This is a genomic window from Paraburkholderia dilworthii (assembly GCF_000472525.1).
Lineage (GTDB): Bacteria > Pseudomonadota > Gammaproteobacteria > Burkholderiales > Burkholderiaceae > Paraburkholderia > Paraburkholderia dilworthii.
In genome coordinates this window covers 236320-257016 of record NZ_AWZT01000002.1, presented here as the reverse complement: position 1 = coordinate 257016, position 20697 = coordinate 236320, and the positions used below count along the sequence as shown (strand labels likewise).

The window sequence follows — 20697 nt, the reverse complement described above, 5'->3', positions numbered from 1 at the left end:
ATCGATGTAGAGTATACGCTACACTCACCGCGCTTCGCCCACGAAGCGCTACGAAGGAAAAACCATGCAACAGACCTCACGAAAGGGGCTTGCAATACCGGGGGCCATTTTCGAAACCATTGGCGAGCCCCGAGGGCTTGATCCAGACCACGGTTATCCGGCGATCCGCGTGGTCGGAGCAGGAACGGTCGGGGCGCGCCTGCTTAATGCGCTTCACCGGACCGGCGTAGAAGGTGATGTCAGCTTTATCCGAATGAGCATTGGAGACCGAAGCACCGCATCCGCAGGTGGCACCTCTCCTGCGTTGGACGGTGTCGATCTCGTTGTCTTGCTGGTCAGCAGTCGCGAAACGTCGGCCCTGCAGGCCGCGGCTTCTTTGGCAGAGGCGGCGCGAGATGCTGGCGCGCTGGTGATCGCCATGGTTGTCCACCCAACGTCCTCGGGCGTTGACGCGCGAAGCGCCACATCTGCAATCGCGAGGTGCGTCGACGCGTTGATCTTACTCCCTGTGCAGCCTCACGCCTCGGCCGTATCGAGCCTCCTTCATGCTTATGTCAGCGCGACCGTCGATGGCTTGTCAGAAGGCTTCGCGGCAGCAACGCCGGAGGGCGCCGACTTCCTTGACGTTCGGTCGGTCTTTGCCGGACGGCGCGAAGCGTATATCGGCATGGCGCAGGCGGCAGGAACTGGACGAGCCGAGCGTGCAACTGCTGAAGCGATTGCCGATCTCGCGCCAGTCGCATTAGGGGACGCAATGGGCGCGCTGGTCCTGATTGCCGGATCGCGTCTTTTGCGGCTGAACGAGATCGCGGCGATCGCCGACCAGGTCTTCGCCGGCCTTCCTGTCGGCGCCAGCAGAGCGCTTGGTGTCCATTACGACGAAAGGCTGGACAGCGCTTTGCGGGTAACCGTCATCGCAGCCCAATAGGGCGCGGCTCATACAAGCTTAACGAGAACAACTTTTAAGGACCTTCACATGAACCTTACCCAACGCATTTCTGGCTGCGGCATGAAGTCTCTGCTCATCGCACTGCTGCTACCACTCGCGGCCTGCTCCCCGCGTGTTTCGCAAGATGCATCCAAGACCGATGCGCCGGCTGCGGCTAGTGCGCCCTTCGCGGTGAGCTCGTCGATCAGCACTGCGTCTGCATCGTCATCTTCGACAACGTCGGTACCAGAAGAAAGCGACGAGGCGACGGAACATAGCGGTGAGCCGCAGGTAGCTCCAGCAGCCAAAGCTAACAATGAAGGTTCGCAGAGCGGGCCGCGAATCAAGGGAATTGCACTGGGACAGACCGCAGAGCAGGTTCATGAAGCGCTCGTTGCTCTGTTGCCGGTAGGCAGCGCCTGTCAAGCCAGTCCCGATGCTGCACGCGTCGTCTGCGAAGGAATTCCGCAGCGGCTTCAGGGCGCGTTCGCGTTCGAATCCGGCAGGCTCACCGCATTCAAGTTTTATAGCTATCTCAGCAGCGTCGCCTTCGGTCGCATGTCGTTCAACGACTTTACGAACAACTTCATGAACGCCTACGGCATCGCACGGATGGAACCGGCGCAGGACAACCCGATGTTTAGTCAATACCTGAGATACCGGGACGACAGCGGCTGGGAGGCGGGCATTTACCCGGACAACACGTTTTACGTGAAGTCAGTTGCGACCGCCAGCCAGCAGGCCAAGAGCTTCAACTAGTTGCGCAATTCGACTCGTCAACATAACCGGCCGAGGCGGCGACTCGCCTCGGCGCAGGAGGACCACATGCAAAACCCGCTTAATCCAGGCTACTGGACAGAAGACGAATTGAGGCAGTTCGGCTCGCCCTCGGTGGGCAGCAACGTCCGGTTTGCAAAAAACTGCACCGTCGTCGGCATTGAAAACATGACGTTTGGCCACGACGTCCGCATCGACGGACCTACTGTCCTCTCTGCATCTGGCGGCCACATCCACATTGGCTCGCATGTGCACATCGGCGGCATGTGCTTTCTAGCTGGTGGCGGTGGCATCGATATGGAGGACTTCTCCGGGCTGTCGCAGGCCGTGCGTGTATATAGCGCATCGGACGATTACTCCGGCGAAGGGCTCACGAATCCTACGGTGCCGCGTCAATATCTGAATGTGAAGGTTGCACCGGTCCGACTCGGGCGCCATGTCATTGTTGGGTCGGGCACCGTCATCCTGCCCGGTTGTATGATCGGCGAAGGGGCGTCAGTCGGCGCCATGTCGCTGGTTACGAAGAATCTCGATCCGTGGGGTGTGTATTTTGGTACGCCTGCGAAGCGGCTCAAGGCGCGGTCGAAGAAACTGCTGGGCCTGGAAGCGGAGCTTCAATCGCGCGAAGGAAGCAGCTCATGAACAGTACAAGTCAACGGGTCTTCTGCCGCGGTTGCAAAGCATCCGGCCAGTGGCAGGCAAAGTCATGACTGACCTGAAGATGTCGCCGGATGAGGCGGGGCTGGATGTGACCTTATGGGAGACGGGGCGCTCGGTCCCGAGCGACGCACCCGAGGACGACATGCCGCTGATCGTCGTCTGGACGAGCGCGTGCGCGGAACTGAGCGTCACGCTCACGGCGGCACAACTTAAAGGGGATATCCGTTACCTGTACGCTTCCTCGCGAGACGGCGACGCGCGCGACATTCAACCGTTCGATAGCGCTGCCCCGACGTCAGTGGCAGCTATGCGGGATGTGGGGCTGGTGTTCATCGCGGTCGACCCCAAGGTCGATAGTGATCTGACGGTTGCGTATGAGGTTTCGCGCGCTGCCCGGGACGCCGGTGTGTTCGTGGTGGCGGTTGTCGCTCAAGCAGGGGCGTCCGCATCCGATGTTCACACGGTGGAGGCCGGGCTGCTGCGAGCATTCGATTCGCTAATCATCGTGCGGGGTGGCGGGATTCGTGCACAGTCGCTCGCGTGCACTGTGATTGGCCATATCGCCGGTGGTCTGAAAGTCGCGCCGCCAGTGTGCACTGATCTTGCTGATGTGCAGGCGATACTCAGCGGTGCGATCGTCTCCGTCGGCGTCGGTGACGCATTGAGAGCGGGTATTGCACGCGAGGCGGACAGAGCATGTGACGCAACTAAGCGAGCGATGCGCGATGTCGGATACTCGAAAATCGCAACCGCGACGGGTGCCCTTGTCGTCATTGCAGGCGACTATTCCGTCCGTCTGTCGGAGATATCGCGCGTGACTCATCAGGTCGGCGACCTAGTGAGAGCGGATGATGCTACTGTTGTTCCGACCGTACATCTCCAACCCGTCACGCGCGATGACTTCCGGGTCATATTACTGATTGCGCATCGTCCGGTCGCTGACGACGCAGGAAATCAGGCGGCGCTGCTCAACAGGGATCATTAGCACACAGCCAGCGTACGCTGGGACAGGTTCAAGGCAGCTGCGCAAAATACCTGCGCCGTGCACGCCAGTTCCGTTCGATGCTCAGTCTGGAGACTTTGCAGACCGACCGCGGTCGTCTGCAGCCGTTCATCGCCTGCCTCTCAGATTGTCGGCAACGTTTCGTATGCGCGGGGAAGAAGCCAAGCCGTCGAAACACGGTCGCGTTGTTCACCCCGCTCTTCGTTGCGTCAAGAATTCGGAAGCTTGCCCCGGGGGCAGCGGCGGTCCGCACCGGGATTGCGGAATGTCTGCTTGCGTGGTACGCGAACAATGACGACACCGCTGCTGTTGAACGTCCGCCTATTACCTGCAACTGCGCAACGTTGACCGCGTCGCTGGTTGCGACACCGATCGCCACATTGGTCATGGCGCGGCGCAAGCACGCCTAAGACTGCGCGAGGTTTGGAGCATGATCGCGTCGGGCCGGCGTGCGAAAAACGCCGATGCAGTTGGTTTGCAGGTCTCGCTTTGCCCTTCCCCGGCTGCTGCCAAGCCCATACGGCGCGATTTGAAGGGGCCTCGACGAATTGGTTGACAATACCGATCCACGGTGCCGACTCGGAATCGCAGTCGTCCCTAAGCTTTCGTTTCCGCGCCTCTCCGGCGCGGAAAATTTCCCTCAGGCGTGAATTGGAAAAAAGTTCGCTTTTCGTCTGTTCGAGAAGCGCGATTAGCGTTACGCTTGAACCGATGAATCGCACATACCAAACTACGCGGGAGCACGGGGAATGGACTGGCAACAAAAGCGGCAACAGGTCGAATTGATCGACGACGAAGTAAAACAGCTACAGCCCCTGTTACAAGACATCCTCGGAAAACTCGACCAAGTAAATTATGTTGAGCACACGCATGGCCCATTTGAGAAAGGGGCGGACTTTGTGTTGGAGCGACTTGACAGTGCGATAGGTCAAACCTATTTTGTCGGAGTCGTGGTCAAGGCAGGAAAGATTCTCAGCAATTTCTCCGACGTCGAGCGACAAATTGACGAATGCAATCAGAAACGACTAATTAAAGGGGGCACCCAAGAAGTGCGCCTCCCGGAAGTGTGGGTGATTACCAGCAAAACGATCAGCCAAAACGCAAAAGATAAAATATCCGACAAATATCCTGCAAAAAAAATCTATTTTTTTGAATCGGATTGGCTCGTAAAAATGATCGATCGCCATGCGCCGTATTGGTGGCATCAGCTTCCGACGCACATCGGAATATATCTTGGCACGTTAAACGCAAAAATTGTCGAGATAAATGCTCAGACTGCGCTTATCAAGACTGCCACTACGGAGCCTACATTCATTGATATGGACGTAGAGGAAATTGACGACGACCGGTACAAGCGAAAGGGAGCACACAATCGCCATCGGTTGGTGAATATTTTTGAGGAGGTGACATTAAACAAATTAAGCATTCTCGAAGCCCCCATGGGCTTCGGCAAGTCGGCCCTCGCTCGCAGAATCGTGACCCGTCTCTCGGAGCCGGATATCCTCAAAGCTTCACACTTGTTGCCCGTTTTTCAAACATTTTCAGCGTTTGGAGAAGGTTCCGCGACGCCTGTCAGTGAGCGCATCAGGCTAATTTTGGGCGACGCCGCATTCGCCGAAGCGAATGCAGCCGGAATGTCGTTTTTATTAGTGCTTGACGGAGTGGACGAAGCTGTCGCGGATGACGGGGAGTGGGGACACGTCGTCAACGACTTGGTCGCGGAAGTCAGGCGTTCTAACAATATTCGTCTTCTTCTCACGACGCGGCCGTTCAAAGCGCTGACGGACATGGAAAGCGTAGGCGCGAGCGCCAAGCGCTATCAAATCCGTCCACTAAGCACGGGGAAGTTGATCGGGTTTATCAAAGCTATGTGTTCGAATATCGGACTACCGAAGAAACTTTACCACGATCTCTCACGTTCGCAGTTGTTTCGCCAGCTACCGCAGAATCCGATCGCTGCGTCCCTGCTATCAAACCTCATCTCTCAAAACAAGCAGGACTTGCCCTCCAATCTAACGGAATTGTATGCGAAATCCGTGGAGTCCATGCTCGGCCGATGGGATGAACGACGAGCCTTGTCAACAGAGAAACTATATAAGGCCTGCGAGCGCCTTTCTCGCCATCTGGCTCGACATATGTTAGACAACGAACTGGTCTACATATCCAAGAATGAGGCAAGGCAAATGATCGAGCGCTTCCTCGGCGATCGGCAAATGGGCGTTCCGGCGGCGGACGTTTTCGAATATCTATTGACGCGATCGAATCTCTTTGGACAGTTTCCGGAAACGGATACGATATTTTTTCGTCATCGATCCTTCGCGGAATACCTGTACGCCCTTGACGTCTACGAACTGCGTGATTCCCATGTTGCGGAGAAGGCCTACCACCCGTATTGGGTGAATATGTTTTTTTTCTATGTGGGTCTGTTAGCCGAGTGCCCGGACTTATTGAAGAACCTGCTTAGGAACATACCTAGGACAGATGGGGAACGATGGCTCCGCCTCATGCAGACGGCGAATTACCTGCTTGCAGGCTACCAAAGCCCTTACGAAGTTGCAGAGGAAGGCGTAGCGCGGTTGTTGTTGGAAGCCGCAGATATGTATATGGCGGCGAGGAACGGTACATTGAAGAGCAACTTTGACGAAATGTCTGAGATGCGACTTTTGTGGACGTTTGCAATTTTGTGCAAGCAAACGCTCGGGTACGATTTCTTCAAGAACGCATTAACTTTATCGCTGGCTACTATCGACGATTCGGCAGTTGAAGAGCAACACAAGATGGCGGCACTGTTTTTTGGCGCTTGCGTTTTAGGTGACCTCGGGGACCAATGCGGATTCGTATATCTATTGAATCGACAAAAGGCTGAGGAGCTGCCGATACCAATTTCCATTGGAATTCGATGTGAAGTGGAATTTACCGGCACGAGTCTTCAGAAGGACCCTGTCATCAAAAGCTTTCAACGACGTTTGCGTCAGTTGCTCGTCGGCGTCAAAGGGAGCGAAATTGATACGCGCCGCCGCCTTAATGAACTGTTCGATCGTCCGATCGCGGCCACTCGAAAGCCAAGCATCACCGACGAAAGGAAACACGCAAAGTTGCGGCTTCATTAAGGGGACCCAGCGCGTCGCTAACGACGTTGCGGCTGTCATATTTCCCCCCATTTCCGGACATTCGAATGTGGTGCTTTCCCTTGGGGAGACGATCCAACGACTGCTGGATTGCATGCGTCTTTCCACATCGATTCCGGCTGCTGCCAGTGGGCCAGACGTGTTCTCCAAAGAGCATTGGCCTTTGGGCACATCAGGCACGTCTGGAAGTGCTAACGGGCTGCCTCGATGTAGGGCTCACGGCACGAGACGTACTAAGACGCGATCCGCCGTACCTGATGGGCGCCGTTATAAGTGGTGGTGGATCGTCAAGCCTGGCGATATCTTAGCCAGATAAGCTCCTCTGCCCGTCAAGCGTGCGTTTTACCTTGAGCGTCAGGAAGCGCGACGGAGTCGCAAATTTCTGACGCGACGGAGCGTGATGAAAGGGCGCCTGAAAGAGATGAACGCTCTTTCGCGCGCGCGTCACGGCGACGTAGAACAGGCGACGCTCCTCGTCTATCTGCCCACGCTTGATCTCGCGGTAGAAAGGAATCGAACCGTCTGTGACGCCCAGAATGATCACATGCTCCCATTCATCGCCTTTCGCACCATGGATCGTTGACGTCACGATCCGTGGTCGGCAGAAGAGGTCGCCAATATGCGCACGGAGCTTACCAACGCGTTGGAACCGCTGGCTTGTCGTTTGCCACCTCCCGAGTTCGGCGGCTAGGTTACTGGGGGCGTTTCCAGTCGCCTTCATCATCCGCAGATAGATGCGCGTCGCCATGACATAACGACCTTCAAACGATGAAATGCGTGCCGCTCTAGCGAGCAGCCTGGTCTTCAAAATCGCAGAGAAGAAGCTGGTCGACGAAGGCGTGCGCTCGGGGGTAAAGCGGAGCTAACAAGTACGCCGCAGGCACGTTGCCGGACCGACATGTTGTCCATTCGTGGGCGGACTGTGTTACCGAGCGGCGGCGTCGGGGCGAACGACGCCCCGACGCACCGACGATTAATCGTCCCAACGCGACGCTCTCACCCGTACAGATTGAGCACTATCGTCGCCGTCGTATGCGACGTAAGGTGGTGAACCGGCGGTCTCTGCGTCAGCGGCGAGTTCATCCACTACGCCTCCGCAGCGATGGGTGGGTTCGTAGCTCTGCTGTCGCACCATGGCTGAATTGGGTGAGCCGAAACCAGCGGTGGGATAGTCGCGAACCCAAAAGGGAAAGGCACCGAGACAATTGTCCCGCGAAAAAATCTTAGAAAGAGGCAGCGGCTCGATGGTAGGGCGATTAAGAAGAATATCGACACCGGTTTGAGCCTTGATCTTTTTGCGGTGCGTTGCCAATGTGCTTTCAGCGAACAGTTCGTTAAGTGGTGAACCTGCGCGCCACAGTTCGAGCGTGTGTCTCAACTTGCGATTGCTAACACCGGAAATGGCGTCGCGCAGCATGTCGATCGATCTGTGCGATCCGAACGACAGGCGAGCCAGCTCTCTGAAATAGACGTCATGGACGCACTGCAGATTCCAGGCAGAGCCGCGGCTAAGACCATTGTTCGCGAGATATGCCCCGCGCAACTTCAGTTCCGCACGAATGCTCTTGCTCGCGGAGTCAATGAGCAAAGGCCAGATTTCATCTGCTGACTCTCCAACAACGGCACGTAGATGCGTCTTCGCATGTTTGCGTTTGTCGCTCAGTTCCTGCTGCTTGTCGTAGAACGTCCAGACTGCGTTGCTGCGAGGCGCTTCCATGCGGGTTCCCGTTCCTGATTTGAACCAAGCCGTGCGAAAGGCCGTGTCCATGTTCTGGTGCAGGTAAGTGCAGAGAACCCGGCTGCTAACGTTCTCGGGGAGCGGAAAGCGATGGGTCAGGTCGATCATCGTGATGTCGTATTCGCCTGCTTTCCAAATCGTTTCCTGCTCGGCGTCGTACGGTAGTTTCAGCGTATCCAGTACGCCGCGAATCAGCGCAAAGCACAGTAGGCGCACACTGTTCGATCCGAACACGTTATGCCCTTGAAGCGGTTTCAGCGGGCAGCAGTGGATTGCGATTTTCGTTCCCTTTTTCAAAGACATGACGTCGATGATGCTGCCGCCGTCCGACAGGCGAATCTGCTTGGAAAATTGCATCGAAAACTCGCTGCCCGACCCTTCGATCCGCTTGATGCGCTCGTTGCCGAAAGGTTTATGGTCGAATGGAAATTCTATGTGGACGAGATCGATCATGAATACGGTACCGGTTGAAGGAAGTGGTTAGCTGCGATCTGCAGCAGGAGACTTGCTTCAGCCTTTACAGTATTCGTTAGGGTAGTTATCTGGGGTATATAGACTAGTATCGTGTGCGGCGGCAGGGATGGAGGGAGGTCACACCGCGAACTCAGCGACAGATACTCCTGCAGTCTTGCACCGTTTGCATCCATTTGGACCGATCAGTGACGAAGCTGGAAGCGATGCAAGCCGTCGCTACGCGGGCGGACAATCCGGCGAGTTGCGAGGGTACGCGAAGTAGGCCGCGGCTAGCGATATTTGTTCGGTGTCCCTGAGCGGGACGGTATCACCTTTCACGAGTCGAAGAAGGCTGCAGTAACGCTCTCTATGGCGAAAGCCGACGAGGCGTTACGCCGCGTCATCAGACCGGTCGGACGCGCTTTAACAGACAAATGTCTCTTCGTCTCAAGGTCCGCCGTAAAAATGTCGATATCGTCGACTAGGGGCGCGTCGTTGAGCGCCAAACTCCAATTAATTGGCCAGTGTCGGCCGGCCGCCATGGATGGGAGAGCGATGACTGCCAGCAACAGAATCAACCATGCCTTATACGACGCAAGGTGGACCTATGATGGAGCAAACCGGGTACGGCCGACAGCCAGCAAAATGGTGCTCGCCGGTGAATATACAGCGGAGATGGCCGACAGGCTTTACTGTCCGGAATGCTTCACACCTATCTCAAGGTCGCCAAAAGACAAGGATCGATTTTCGAATGGTCGCACGTGTTGTTTTATGCACCGTTCGCGTTACCGTGAGGTTCCCTGTTCGCTTCGAACGCCGATTGCTGATGGCAAAAAATATTTAACGGAAGAAGACGCTAAAGAAGCCATTGCTAGCGATCAACTAGCGATTGTGGATTCCTTCATGCAAGACCGGCCGGCAAAACCGGATGCGACTGGGGCGCCTTACGAACAGAGCGCCGTCGAGGATAAGGATGGTCCCATCGCTGAGGTCCCTATCGGAAGGCATCGGGGCGAAAAGTTCGCCCTGCCCAGCAAAATAGCGACTGTGGCAGGTTTGTGCCGTCGGTTCGACATCAACCTGTACAAGTATTTTGTGCTCCCCGGCAGTGATGTCGCGAGGAAACTCGCCGACGTCCTTATAGACGTTGCAACTGTAACGGATGAATGCGAGGTCCCGCATCTCTATTACGGAATCATCCTCAATTCTTGGAATGCAGGACAGAATCCGAAGCCCAGTAATGTCCGAATGACTAGATTGCGGAAACACCCGAGTGTTGCGGATTTCACGATCAAAGTGCAGGCGTCGGAACAGGAAGACAAGGGAATCAATGACGAGTCGACGGGCCGGGTTGTGCTCTTCTGGGCAAAGATCACCAGGAACGGCATCGGGTTGGCAGCGACACATTTGGCGTGGGGCGAGTTTGCCTTGCTACCAGACAAGTACCAAAAGCTACTGACCGAAAAGTGATTTCAGGCTATGCGGCGGTCCCCGGCGGCCGCTCTGCGGCCCGTCGGGACGTTGCTTTTGCACTTCGCCGACGAACTCGTTGCAGAAGTTGCACGCGTTGCGCCGGAGTCCCGAAGCTCACAACACGTGCAACTGGCGCAACTGGTGCGACTAGAAGCGTCGTTTGCGAATCGCCGAAGCGGGGCGGGCGTCGTCCCATTCTTCGATCACGTCGTCGTCTTCTGGTGCTTCATCCGGAGCCCCACGTTCGCCATCCAGATCGTCGGAGTCCTCGCCGTCGTCATCGGCGTCTTCGTCATCGACGTCGATCCCGAGGAGCGACAGCCACTCGTCGCGCCATCCGCCCGGCAGTTCAAACTTGAGGTCCGGTGAAAGCGACAGGTCATTGAGCCGGCGCATCACAGTCGACTTGTGCATGTCCATCAAATCGGCTATGTCTTCGAGGCGATCGCCTTCCTGCCGCATGTAGCGCATTGCGCGATCTTGCGCGGACACTGCAACGAAGGTGCTGTAGCGGCGCGACCAGCGTGAATGCTGCTGGATCACTTCGCACATTTTCTTGCCGATGCCATCAGCATGCTGGTTTTCCAGCGACATGGCCGCGATGGAGAACGCGATGGATGCGCCGGGTCCAGCCTCGCACCGCTCGACCACGATGAGTTCACGGCAGTAGTCCTGCAACCACAGCGCCTCAAAGCCCGTCGCGCAGTGCAGAAACAGCATGATCACCGCGTTTTTGTCGCGGGCGCCCTCATTAAGGCGAAGGAGTGCGTCAACGATGTCGGTATCCGGCTTGTTGCTGACCAGTTGTTGCGCGGTGACACATTGGCCTTCGCCGACGTTCGAGAGCAGAATGTGAACGCCTTCGTCGGACAGCGCATTAATGTTGCGACAGTCGGCGAGCGTCACAATATGGAGTCGCTCGCTCGTTGTTCGCGGACGGCCGTCCATGCGCGCAAGGGTCTGCGCAAAGTCCGCATCACGCGATCCGCCGCCGTACAGTGCAGTAACCGCCGCGACTCGCGGCATCGGGAGGTCGGCGATATTCTTGCCTGCAAGCATCAACACTTCTATGGCCGCGCGGGCGTGCAGCGCGAGCGACGGATCGAGAAGCAGCACAGGCACGACGCCCGGATTTACCGCGGTGATCGCGTCGCGCATGGCGTCGGCGATGCTGGGCGTCCGTGAGGCACTCGCCTTTCCTGCCGCAGTCTTCCGGTGCTGGGTGTTACCAAGTGTGCGCGGGAACGGCATTATTCGGCCTCCTTCGACGCGAGGAAAGCCTCAATGGCCGACAGTCTCCACCCCCGAATACGGGCAGTGAGCTTCAATGGCGCCGGAAACTCCTGTGCCGCCACCATCGCAAGCACGGAAGTCCGCCCGATGCCGACCATGGCGAGGACTTCCGGCAAGCGCAGGATGCGATCGGGGATTTGAAGAGTGGGGACGCGCGAATTGCCATTGCGGCCGGGCGCGAGCAGTAGAGAAGGGTTCCCAACGCAAGTCGCGTTGTTTGCGCTCGCGGTGCTGCGTCGCGCTGCGCGGTTAGGCCGAGCGCGTGCTTGGGGCTCCTGCTGCAGCGGCGCTGCGGCCAACTGCATTTTGTTACTAGTGGATTCGTTGAATTTCATAGGTCTCACCGTATCTGTAACGGAAACGGCGCGACGACAGACGCGGGGCGATCTTCACCGGCGTTCGCTGCTCAGGCGCAAACGCTTCGCGGGCGCGTCTGTCTGACAGCGCCACGAATATGGGCACGTGAGTGCCGGGGTGAAGGCCCGAAGGCTCGAATCGTTGCCTAATCGACTCGACTGTGACGGTCTTAGTTAGTCCCTAGACCAAGGGCCGCGAACTTGGGGGTTATTGCCGAGTTCGCTTCAGGCGGGTACGAGAATGCCTCATGACAGTTATGTTGTCAACGCCAAGAAGACGCTGTTGAATTCGGCCGGTGTCGCCGAGGTCGTCATTACGGGTGGCCGTCCGTCAGGCCTGTTCTGTTGCGGCTGCAGCGAAGGTCGCCAGTCCTGCATCAGGGCCGCGCGCTTCACGAAGAGGTCTCCTCGCGCATATGCTGCTTCTGCCTTGTCCTTGATGCCGTGCGCGAGCGCCGCCCCTCAGATTTGGGAGTTAGTAGATTGCCTGTACCCAGTTGCGGGACGTTGACAACGGGCCGCATACGGTAGCGTCAGTTCGCCGCATTCATTGCAGAGTGGCTGGACCATTCGGCGACGCGTGGGCTTTCACTGGGTTCCCCGCGTCGTCCAACGTAACAGCACCGCTTGGGTTGCTTTCCTATAAAATCCCGCCTACACGAATCTGTCACAATCGAGTGCGGTGTGCGGGATTTTCGTACCGCCTCCGTACGGAACATAGCGTCCAATGTGGTCTGGTGGACAACTATTTGATTTAATTGAAATTAATAGCGATAGGCTATCATATATGTTCGGTCGATTCATGCCCACCGAGGGCAAGTTCTTTGATATTTTCAATGCGCACGCACAGTGCATCGTGTCGGCGAGCCGCGAACTCGAGCTGCTGATCGACAATCTGCAAGACGCCGAAACTCACAAGCAAAACGTCCAGAAGGCCGAGAAGGCTGCCGACAAGCTCACGCACGAAACCATCGACCTGCTGCACAAGACGTTCATCACGCCGCTCGACCGCGATGAGATCCACAAGCTGATCACCACGATGGACGACATCCTCGATCTGATGGAGGACGTCGCCACGGCCATTTCCCTTTACGACGTCCAGTCGGTCACTTCCGAGGCGAGCCAGCTCGCGCACATTTGCACGGCGACGTCCGAGCGGGTGCAATTCGCCGTCAGCCTGTTGTCGGATATGAAGCAGGCGAGCCAGATCCTGAAGGCGTGCGAGGAAATCGACCGGCTCGAATCCGAAGCCGACCGCGTGCTGCGCTCGGCCATGTCGAAACTCTTCCGCGAGGAAGACAACGTCAAAACCCTGATCAAGCTCAAAGCCATTTACGAATTGCTCGAAACGATCACGGACAAGTGTGAAGACGTAGCAAACATCATCGAAGGCATCGTGCTGGAAAACGCATAATGCAATCGATACAACTCGCTATCTGGGTCGTCGCCGGCCTGGTCGCCGTCGCGCTCGTTTTCGATTTTATGAACGGCTTTCACGACGCGGCCAACTCGATTGCCACCGTCGTCTCGACCGGCGTGCTGAAGCCCCAGCAAGCGGTGGCGTTTGCCGCCGCGTTCAACGTCATCGCGTATTTCGTGTTTCACCTGAAAGTGGCCGCGACTGTCGGCAAGGGCACGATCGATCCGGGCATCGTCGATCATTACGTAATTTTCGGCGCTCTGGTGGGCGCAATCGGCTGGAACGTCATCACGTGGCACTACGGCATTCCGTCGAGTTCATCGCACGCGCTGATCGGCGGGCTCGTCGGCTCGGCGCTCGCCAAGTCCGGTTGGGGTTCGCTGAACTTCGACGGCTTGATGAAGACGGTCGCGTTTATTTTCATCTCGCCGCTGCTTGGGTTTGTGCTCGGCTCGTTTTTCATGCTGGCGGTGTCGTGGATCTACTTCCGCACGCCGCCGAGCAAGGTCGACCGGCGCTTCCGGCGTCTGCAACTGGTGTCCGCAGGTCTGTACAGCCTCGGTCACGGCGGTAACGACGCGCAGAAAACCATCGGCATTATCTGGATGCTGCTGATCGCCACCGGCTATGCGTCGTCGATAGCTGACGCGCCGCCGCTGTGGGTTATCGGCGGCTGCTATTTGTCGATGGGCGTCGGCACGTTGTTCGGCGGCTGGCGAATCGTCCGCACGATGGGCCAGAAAATCACCAAGCTGAAGCCGGTCGGCGGTTTCTGCGCGGAGTCGGGCGGCGCAATCACGTTGTTCACCGCCTCCTGGCTCGGCATTCCGGTATCCACCACACATACGATTACCGGCGCTATCGTCGGCGTGGGGGCGACGCAGAAGCTGAGCGCGGTGCGCTGGGGCGTGGCTGGCAACATCGTTTGGGCATGGATTCTGACGATTCCGGCTTCCGCAGCGCTCGCTGCGGCCGCCTGGTGGCTCGGCCACCGTCTTCTATAGCGAGCCGACTGCCGGCCCGAGGAAACCCGTTCGAAAGCACAGCCGCAACACCGCGGTACAGCCTCAAAACACGGCGCGCATCGCTTAGATCAGCGGTGCGCTGCCCCCATCCATCGGGACAATCGCTCCCGTCACATAGCTCGCGCGGCGACTTGCCAGAAACAGCGCGACATCGGCGATTTCCTGCGGTTTTGCGTAACGCCCGAGCGGCACCTTCGCCTGTCCACGCGCCAACGCCTCGGCGCTCTGTATGCCTTGTTGCGTTGCTTCGAGCTTGACCGCTTCCTCGACGCGCTCGGTCAGCGTCGCCCCGGGATTGATCGCGTTGATCCGGATACCGTAGCGCGCGTAGTAGTGGGCGAGGCCGACGGTGGCCAGCATCAGCGCAGCGTTCGCGGCGCCGCCCGCGATATGGATGTCGCTCGCAATCTTCCCGCCCATGCCGATGATGTTGACGACGGTGCCGGAGTCGCCGCGATTGCCGCTTTTTGCACGCTCGGCCATGCGGCGCAGCACTTCCTGCTGCGGGTAGATGTAAGGAAAATATTTTGCTTCCATCGTGGCGCGGAACGCGTCGGCGTCGAGCGTTTCCGGGTCGTAGCGGCGGGCTGCGCCGGCGCTGTTGACGAGCACGTCGATAGGACCAACGGCCGTGCTGACTTCCTCGACTACGTCGGCGGCGCCGTGCGGCTCATGCAGATCGGCTCGCGTGCGGTGCACATGCAAGCCTTCCTGCTTCAACTGCTCGTAGGCGCGCGCCAGATTGGCGGGGTCGCGCGAGACGATTGCTACCTTCGCGCCTTCCAGCGCGAAGGCCCGGGCGCACGCGAAGCCGATTCCCTTGCTGCCGCCCGTGACCAGCACCACTTTGTCTTTCAGCCCGAGATCCATAGTCACCACCCGCTTCGAAAGAATACCGATGACGATAGCAGATCGGAGGCTAGCGCGTGCTGGCGGAAGCCGCGATTGCGGGCGGCGCTCGCGAGCGCGTCAATGGACAAAAGCGGCTTTCCCCGATTCGTTGGATGGAGACGTCAGCGCGACTTCCGTTCCCCGTCTCATCGCGAGAACGGTCGCATGGGGACTTGAGAAATTGTCAGTATGACGAAGCAATGATTGACGTCGTCATCGACCCGTGTTCCCGCGTCGTGAAAGACCTCGTCTGAACGAGGTGCAAAAAAAATCTGCATTTTGGTACGGTCGCCAGACCGTAAGCAGTGCATCCGAGCCGGGCGCCTCCATTAAGACGATCAATTCTTTACCGCTAAAAATTGCCGTTAGCAAAGCGGGCGATGGGATCGTCGTTGGTCTGCGAGGGAGCGGGAACGCCGTGCGACGCCGTCGACGCTCGCATGATCTGCACGCCGCCGTTATCGGCCGGTGCGCGGTCTGCGCCGTCTGCCTGTTGGGCTTGACGCGCCTGCCGAACGGCGATGGAGGCGGGCGGTGGCGGTTCGAACGCATCGGCGGCCGCGTCGATTGGATCCGGTGCTCGCGCGGTCGCCGTTTGCGAAAGCGGTGCGGCAGCTACAGTGGCTTGCCGTGGAGCCGGTGCGCTGGCGCCGCCGTCATACATACCCGCTTGAGCGGACGGAGCAGAGGTCGGCGATATCGCGCCTGCCGCGCGCGCCTGCATCTGCGCCGCGCTCATACCGGGCGGCGGAGGTTCGAAGGGATCGGCTTGCGGCGTACGCGCTACTGCCGTGGCCGCAAAGGTCGGCTCAGCCGTGGCAGTCGATGGCGTGTGCGGCTCCGCCGCAGCGCGAGTCGTTGCTTGAGAAGGCGACGAACTTGCGGCATAAGCGGGCGCTGCCCTCGTCGCAGTGGATGGTGCATTTGCTGAACTCGCCTGAGCGCCGCCATACGCTGCGCTCGCTGTCGCCAGTTGCGCCTGTCCCGTCGCACGCTCGGTCTGCGGCGCCGCCGCCTCATAGTTCGGCGCATCGAACGGCGCCGGCTTGGGGGCCGGTCCCGCCACGCGGCGGATGCCATCGAAGCGCTTGGCCCAATACGGATTGGTCAAATAATCGAGCCGCACCGTGCCGCCCGTCGACGGCGCGTTGACAAAGCGCAGCTTGCCCACGTAGATGCCCACGTGCGAGTGCGGGCGGCCGGTCGTGTTGAAAAAAATCAGATCGCCCGGCGCGATCTCGTCGGGTTCGACCGATTCGCCTCGTCCGCTCATATCGGCGGTCGTGCGCGGCAGATTTACCGAAGCCGCGCGCGATACGACATAGCGAACCAGGCCGCTGCAATCGAAGCCGCTGTCGGGCGTGTTGCCGCCCCAGCGGTAAGGAACGCCGACGAGGCTCATCGCCTGAATGGAGATTTCTTCGCGGCCGATGCTGTGGTCCACGAAGTTCGGAAAACCCGGCGGCGGCGCGCGATAAGCACCGTTTGCCACGACGACCGAGCTTCCCGAGCCGCGCGAGGACGTCTTCTGCGGCGCGCCCGCGCAGGCGGCGAGCAACAGCACGGTCAGCAGCGAAAAAGCAAGTCGGCGCATGAAAGAGTAAAGCGGTAAACGCTCGTTTAAAGGCGGACGATGTCCGGATGGTAGCCGGTGAAACACGAAAGCGGCAAGAATTCTTAACAAATTACTTGAAGTTCATGCGCTAAGTGTTGCCCGCCAAAGACGCCGCGGCAACGAAAAAAGCCGTGCCCGGAGAATTCCGGGCACGGCTTTGAGCTACTGCGAGCTAATTGATTCTTAAAGGATTTCCGACGCGTAATCGGCCAGGCGCGAACGCTCGCCGCGCGCCAGCGTCACATGACCGCTGTGCGCCCAGCCCTTGAAGCGGTCCACCACGTACGTCAGGCCCGAGCTGCCTTCTGTCAGGTAAGGCGTGTCGATCTGCGCGATATTGCCGAGGCAGATGATCTTCGTGCCGGGACCCGCACGCGTGACCAGCGTCTTCATCTGCTTGGGCGTCAGGTTTTGGGCCTCGTCGATAATCAGATACTTGTCGACGAATGTACGTCCGCGCATGAAGTTCATGCTCTTGATCTTCAGGCGCGAGCGGATCAACTCCTGGGTCGCGGCGCGGCCCCATTCGCCGGCGGCGTCGTCGGTTTTCTGCAGCACTTCCAGGTTGTCGTCGAATGCGCCCATCCACGGCTGCATTTTTTCCTCTTCCGTACCTGGCAGAAAGCCGATGTCTTCGCCGACTGGCACCGTAGCGCGTGTCACGATGATCTCGTTGTAGCGCTTGTCGTCGAGTACTTGCGCGAGACCTGCTGCAAGCGCAACCAGCGTCTTGCCGGTGCCGGCCTGGCCGAGCAGGGTCACGAAGTCGATCTCAGGATTCATCAACAGATTCAGCGCGAAGTTCTGCTCGCGGTTGCGCGCCGTGATGCCCCACACATTGTTCTTGTGATGGCCGTAGTCGCGCAGCGTTTGCAGCAACGCCGTCTTGCCGTTCAGCTCGCGCACCAGCGCGTGAAACGCGGGCTCGCCGTTCTGCGGCTCGAGATAAACGAACTCGTTGACGAGCATCGACGGACACAGTGGACCGGTCACGCGGTAGTACGTGGTCCCCGTCTTGGTGTCCTGCCAGCTCTCCATGCCCTTGGCGTGCCGGGTCCAGAAGTCCTGCGGCAGCGCGCGGATGCCCGAATACAGCAGGTCGCTGTCTTCGAGCACCTGGTCGTTGAAGTAGTCTTCCGCGGGCAAGCCCAGCGCATGCGCCTTGATGCGCATGTTGATGTCTTTCGACACCAGCACGACCTGGCGATCCGACCGGTCGCGCTGCAACGCGCGCACGACGCCCAGAATCTGGTTGTCGGCTTTGCCTTCCGGCAGACCTTCGACGGGCTCGATCGCGGTGAGCTTGGTCTGGAAATACAGGCGTCCGGACGCTTCGCGGCTGCCCAGACGCGCAAGCGAAATGCCGTCGGACATGTTGCCGGCGTTCGCCACCAGTGCGTCCAGCGTGCGGCTCACCTGGCGAGCGTTACGCGCGACTTCCGACATGCCTTTCTTGTGGTTGTCGAGTTCTTCCAACGTCATCATCGGCAGATAGACGTCGTGTTCCTCGAAACGGAACAGGCAGCTCGGGTCGTGCATCAGCACGTTCGTGTCGAGCACAAAGAGCTTCTGCACTTCGACCGGCTGGGTGGCCGTGCCGCGTTTCTTGTTCGTGCCGCGTGCGGTAGGCGCGGCGGCCGGCGTGCTCGCCGCGGGCTGCTTCGCGCTCGGCGCACGTGCGATGGCCGGCTGCGGCTCGGCAGTTTCGACTTGCGGACGCGCAGCGGGAACCGGTTGCAGCAGCGCGGCGGTTTGCCTCGTCTTGCGCCCGGAGCCCGACGCGCCGCGTGCCTGAGCAGTGTCGCCCGCTGCGGGTCCTGTTGCGGTTGCCGACGATGCCGGCACCGGTCGCAAGGTGGTCGCGGCATTCGCGGCATGCGCCATTGGCGTGGCGACGTTCGTGCGGCCGTAATCGGCCGACTCCGTGGATTCCCCTTCGGCCTGTTTCTTCGAAGCGGTGCGCGCCGGCGTGGCGGCCTTGGCTTTGTATTCGTCAGGCGGCAAGAGATTGCCGAGCTTGCTGGGGGGGGTAGGCAAAGGCATGGTTTCCCTCGAAATAATCGGGTCACATATCGTGCGCCGCCTGTCGCATTCTGCCGGTGCCGGTGTTGCGCACGCAGTTTGCGCCCGGAGGCGCGCATTCGGTCTAGAGATGCCGGTTCGCCTGGTTTTCGATCGGCTCCTTAACGGAAGGCGCGCGGCCGAGTGAACGAACGGCTGCGCGCAATTAAAAAAGCCGCCGCCCCGGCGTACGGGGCATGCGGCTCGCCTACAGTGCTCGCGTTGCGCCTGACGACTCCGACGGGCCAGATGAATCCGGCAAAACGGCCGTCAAGTCTTGCGCAGCGACGAAAAATTTGGGGTGGACAGGCACTCATTGCAACCCAATATAACGCGCCTCAAAGCGCTTGTACAGCCTCCAGAATTTCGTCGACGTGGCCGGGCACCTTCACGCCGCGCCACTCCTGGCGTAGCACGCCTTCACCGTCGATCAGGAACGTGGAGCGTTCGATTCCCCGTACTTCTTTGCCATACATTTTCTTCATTTTGATGACGTTAAAGAGCGCGCACAGCTTTTCTTCGGGGTCAGAGATCAGCGGGAAGGGCAATTCGAGCTTTGCCTTGAAATTGTCATGCGAGCGCAGGCTGTCGCGCGACACGCCAAGGATTTCCGCGCCGGCCTTTTTGAACTTCGGATACAGATCGCGAAACTGCAGACCTTCGGTCGTGCAGCCCGGCGTGTTGTCCTTCGGATAAAAGTACAGCACAACCTTCTTGCCCCGCAGTTTGGACAGCGTGATCTCGCCTCCTGTAGCGGGAGCGGCAAAGTCGGGAATAGGTTGGTCGACTGCGATAGGCACGAGGTTCTCCGGTTGTTATGGCCGGCGCCGCCGGTGAATCCGGCACGGCGGCGTCGGCCTGGCATCGAATTGGGGAGGGGCTACCGGTGCGCGCATAGTCTCGCGTGGCGGTTAGGTCGTCAGGGCGGGCTTGCCGGCAGCTATCCTGAAGCTCGGCATGCCTCGTGACCGGTCAAAGCTGAACGATCAGCTCGCCGGAGCGCCCTGGAATTTCGCCCCACGTAACAGGGTACGATGGCAGCGCGCCGCGGTCCAGCGTGGCATAGTAGTCGCCCATCGTCGCGAATGTGTGGCCTTGTGCGCGCCAGCCTTCCAGCAACTGTTCGAAGATCGGGGCGAGCTTCTGGCCTTCCAGTTCCGCGTGCAGCGTGAACACCTGATCATGCGGATTGTTTTCGGTGTGCTTCAGCATGAACGCGGCGACATTGTGCTCGTTCACGCCGTCGACGCCGAGCACTTCGTCCAGCGTCGGCAGCGTGGTCGGCATCTGCACGTGTGCGAGCGTTCTGCCGTCGACCACAGGAAGATACGGCGAATGACCCCGGCCGTCGGACGCGTAATGCATGCCCCACGCGTCGATCTGCTCGAACGCATGTCCGTTCATCTGCCAGCCGGCCGCGCCATGCGTGACGGGCGGTCCGCCGAAGATCCCGACGAAACGATCGTGACTCTTCTGCATTTGCGCCGCGGTCCACGCGCGATCTTTCGAGCGCACGTTGTCCTGCCAGTACACGTGATCCCACGTGTGAATGCCGCATTCGAAACCGGCCTCGTGGATCGCGCGCATTTCCGCCGACGCCTTGGCTCCAATGTCCGGCCCCGGCAGCAGCACGCCGTACATCAACTGCTTGAGCCCGTAGTGTTCGACAACCGACGTGCGCGACACCTTCTTCAGAAAGCCCGGCCGCAGCACGCGACGCATCGCCCAACCCGTATGATCAGGGCCGAGGCTGAAGAGGAAAGTGGCGCGCGCCTTGAAGCGGTCGAAAATACGCGCGAGATTTGGCACGCCTTCACGCGTGCCGCGCAGCGTGTCGACGTCGATCTTCAGGACGATACGGGCCAAGGATCGGCCC

17 protein-coding genes are annotated in these 20697 nt (G+C 59.2%); 8 read left to right on the top strand and 9 right to left on the bottom strand.

Translation table 11 applies throughout. The features are described from left to right. Positions 1-64: 64 nt before the first annotated feature. The 5 genes from F759_RS0104845 to F759_RS0104820 all read left to right on the top strand — a co-directional run bounded on the left by F759_RS0104845 (position 65) and on the right by F759_RS0104820 (position 6478). Complete coding sequence (locus F759_RS0104845) at positions 65-928, top strand: FtsZ/tubulin family protein (RefSeq protein ID WP_027798860.1); 864 nt, start codon at positions 65-67, stop codon at positions 926-928. A 48-nt stretch (positions 929-976) separates the two neighbouring features. Then, positions 977-1687 (top strand): hypothetical protein, encoded by a 711-nt coding sequence (locus F759_RS0104840; RefSeq protein WP_027798859.1) that lies wholly within the window; start codon positions 977-979, stop codon positions 1685-1687. Positions 1688-1753: 66 nt separating this feature from the next. Beyond that, positions 1754-2347 carry an acyltransferase gene (locus F759_RS0104835; protein ID WP_027798858.1) on the top strand — a complete coding sequence of 198 codons (594 nt, stop codon included), beginning with the start codon at positions 1754-1756 and terminating at the stop codon, positions 2345-2347. 64 nt (positions 2348-2411) lie between these two features. Next, the gene (locus tag F759_RS0104830) at positions 2412-3350 is read left to right on the top strand and encodes an FtsZ/tubulin family protein (RefSeq protein WP_027798857.1); all 939 of its coding nucleotides are present in this window, start codon (positions 2412-2414) and stop codon (positions 3348-3350) included. 767 nt (positions 3351-4117) lie between these two features. Then, positions 4118-6478: an NACHT domain-containing protein gene (locus F759_RS0104820; RefSeq protein ID WP_027798855.1), complete on the top strand. Its 2361-nt coding sequence runs from the start codon at positions 4118-4120 to the stop codon at positions 6476-6478. Positions 6479-6800: 322 nt separating this feature from the next. Here F759_RS0104820 and F759_RS0104815 read toward each other — a convergent pair whose 3' ends face one another. Next, the gene (locus tag F759_RS0104815; RefSeq protein ID WP_027798854.1) at positions 6801-7244 is read right to left on the bottom strand and encodes a 3'-5' exonuclease; all 444 of its coding nucleotides are present in this window, start codon (positions 7242-7244) and stop codon (positions 6801-6803) included. Positions 7245-7469: 225 nt separating this feature from the next. Beyond that, positions 7470-8687, bottom strand: a complete 1218-nt coding sequence (locus F759_RS37230) for a phage/plasmid replication protein, II/X family (RefSeq protein ID WP_051377099.1) — start codon at positions 8685-8687, stop codon at positions 7470-7472. Between the two features lie 555 nt (positions 8688-9242). On the opposite strand from F759_RS37230, the gene F759_RS0104805 reads away from it, so the two are divergent. Next, complete coding sequence (locus tag F759_RS0104805) at positions 9243-10157, top strand: hypothetical protein (protein ID WP_027798853.1); 915 nt, start codon at positions 9243-9245, stop codon at positions 10155-10157. Positions 10158-10307: 150 nt separating this feature from the next. On the opposite strand, the gene F759_RS0104800 is transcribed toward F759_RS0104805, so the two are convergent. After that, positions 10308-11411 (bottom strand): hypothetical protein, encoded by a 1104-nt coding sequence (locus F759_RS0104800; RefSeq protein WP_152530585.1) that lies wholly within the window; start codon positions 11409-11411, stop codon positions 10308-10310. Further along, complete coding sequence (locus F759_RS40025; protein WP_084534198.1) at positions 11411-11788, bottom strand: helix-turn-helix transcriptional regulator; 378 nt, start codon at positions 11786-11788, stop codon at positions 11411-11413. Before F759_RS40025 ends, F759_RS0104800 begins: the two co-directional genes overlap by 1 nt. Positions 11789-12596: 808 nt before the next feature. Between F759_RS40025 and F759_RS0104790 the strand changes: the two genes are divergently transcribed. Together F759_RS0104790 and F759_RS0104785 are read left to right on the top strand one after the other, a co-directional pair. Continuing rightward, on the top strand, positions 12597-13223 hold the full coding sequence (locus F759_RS0104790) for a DUF47 domain-containing protein (protein ID WP_027798850.1): 627 nt from the start codon (positions 12597-12599) through the stop codon (positions 13221-13223). After that, positions 13223-14233 carry an inorganic phosphate transporter gene (locus F759_RS0104785; RefSeq protein ID WP_027798849.1) on the top strand — a complete coding sequence of 337 codons (1011 nt, stop codon included), beginning with the start codon at positions 13223-13225 and terminating at the stop codon, positions 14231-14233. The genes F759_RS0104790 and F759_RS0104785 overlap by 1 nt, the downstream gene beginning before the upstream one ends. A gap of 84 nt (positions 14234-14317) precedes the next feature. On the opposite strand, the gene F759_RS0104780 is transcribed toward F759_RS0104785, so the two are convergent. From F759_RS0104780 to F759_RS0104760, 5 genes are all read right to left on the bottom strand, one after another. Continuing rightward, positions 14318-15124, bottom strand: coding sequence for an SDR family oxidoreductase (locus F759_RS0104780; RefSeq protein ID WP_027798848.1), 807 nt, complete (start codon positions 15122-15124; stop codon positions 14318-14320). Between the two features lie 373 nt (positions 15125-15497). Next, positions 15498-16739, bottom strand: a complete 1242-nt coding sequence (locus F759_RS0104775; RefSeq protein ID WP_027798847.1) for an NlpC/P60 family protein — start codon at positions 16737-16739, stop codon at positions 15498-15500. Between the two features lie 204 nt (positions 16740-16943). Next, positions 16944-18803 (bottom strand): PhoH family protein, encoded by a 1860-nt coding sequence (locus tag F759_RS0104770; RefSeq protein ID WP_027798846.1) that lies wholly within the window; start codon positions 18801-18803, stop codon positions 16944-16946. A 356-nt stretch (positions 18804-19159) separates the two neighbouring features. Further along, on the bottom strand, positions 19160-19621 hold the full coding sequence (locus tag F759_RS0104765) for a peroxiredoxin (RefSeq protein ID WP_027798845.1): 462 nt from the start codon (positions 19619-19621) through the stop codon (positions 19160-19162). Between the two features lie 172 nt (positions 19622-19793). Beyond that, a complete protein-coding gene (locus F759_RS0104760) occupies positions 19794-20687 on the bottom strand; it encodes a polysaccharide deacetylase family protein (RefSeq protein WP_027798844.1) in 894 nt (297 codons plus the stop codon). Positions 20688-20697: the final 10 nt, after the last annotated feature.

Excerpts from the sequence above, each read along its gene's own strand:
- F759_RS0104845 (WP_027798860.1), top strand. The coding sequence starts at position 65 with ATGCAACAGACCTCACGAAAGGGGCTTGCAATACCGGGGGCCATTTTC.
- F759_RS0104840 (WP_027798859.1), top strand. The coding sequence starts at position 977 with ATGAACCTTACCCAACGCATTTCTGGCTGCGGCATGAAGTCTCTGCTC.
- F759_RS0104835 (WP_027798858.1), top strand. The coding sequence starts at position 1,754 with ATGCAAAACCCGCTTAATCCAGGCTACTGGACAGAAGACGAATTGAGG.
- F759_RS0104830 (WP_027798857.1), top strand. The coding sequence starts at position 2,412 with ATGACTGACCTGAAGATGTCGCCGGATGAGGCGGGGCTGGATGTGACC.
- F759_RS0104820 (WP_027798855.1), top strand. The coding sequence starts at position 4,118 with ATGGACTGGCAACAAAAGCGGCAACAGGTCGAATTGATCGACGACGAA.
- F759_RS0104815 (WP_027798854.1), bottom strand. The coding sequence starts at position 7,244 with ATGGCGACGCGCATCTATCTGCGGATGATGAAGGCGACTGGAAACGCC.
- F759_RS37230 (WP_051377099.1), bottom strand. The coding sequence starts at position 8,687 with ATGATCGATCTCGTCCACATAGAATTTCCATTCGACCATAAACCTTTC.
- F759_RS0104805 (WP_027798853.1), top strand. The coding sequence starts at position 9,243 with ATGACTGCCAGCAACAGAATCAACCATGCCTTATACGACGCAAGGTGG.
- F759_RS0104800 (WP_152530585.1), bottom strand. The coding sequence starts at position 11,411 with ATGCCGTTCCCGCGCACACTTGGTAACACCCAGCACCGGAAGACTGCG.
- F759_RS40025 (WP_084534198.1), bottom strand. The coding sequence starts at position 11,788 with ATGAAATTCAACGAATCCACTAGTAACAAAATGCAGTTGGCCGCAGCG.
- F759_RS0104790 (WP_027798850.1), top strand. The coding sequence starts at position 12,597 with ATGTTCGGTCGATTCATGCCCACCGAGGGCAAGTTCTTTGATATTTTC.
- F759_RS0104785 (WP_027798849.1), top strand. The coding sequence starts at position 13,223 with ATGCAATCGATACAACTCGCTATCTGGGTCGTCGCCGGCCTGGTCGCC.
- F759_RS0104780 (WP_027798848.1), bottom strand. The coding sequence starts at position 15,124 with ATGGATCTCGGGCTGAAAGACAAAGTGGTGCTGGTCACGGGCGGCAGC.
- F759_RS0104775 (WP_027798847.1), bottom strand. The coding sequence starts at position 16,739 with ATGCGCCGACTTGCTTTTTCGCTGCTGACCGTGCTGTTGCTCGCCGCC.
- F759_RS0104770 (WP_027798846.1), bottom strand. The coding sequence starts at position 18,803 with ATGCCTTTGCCTACCCCCCCCAGCAAGCTCGGCAATCTCTTGCCGCCT.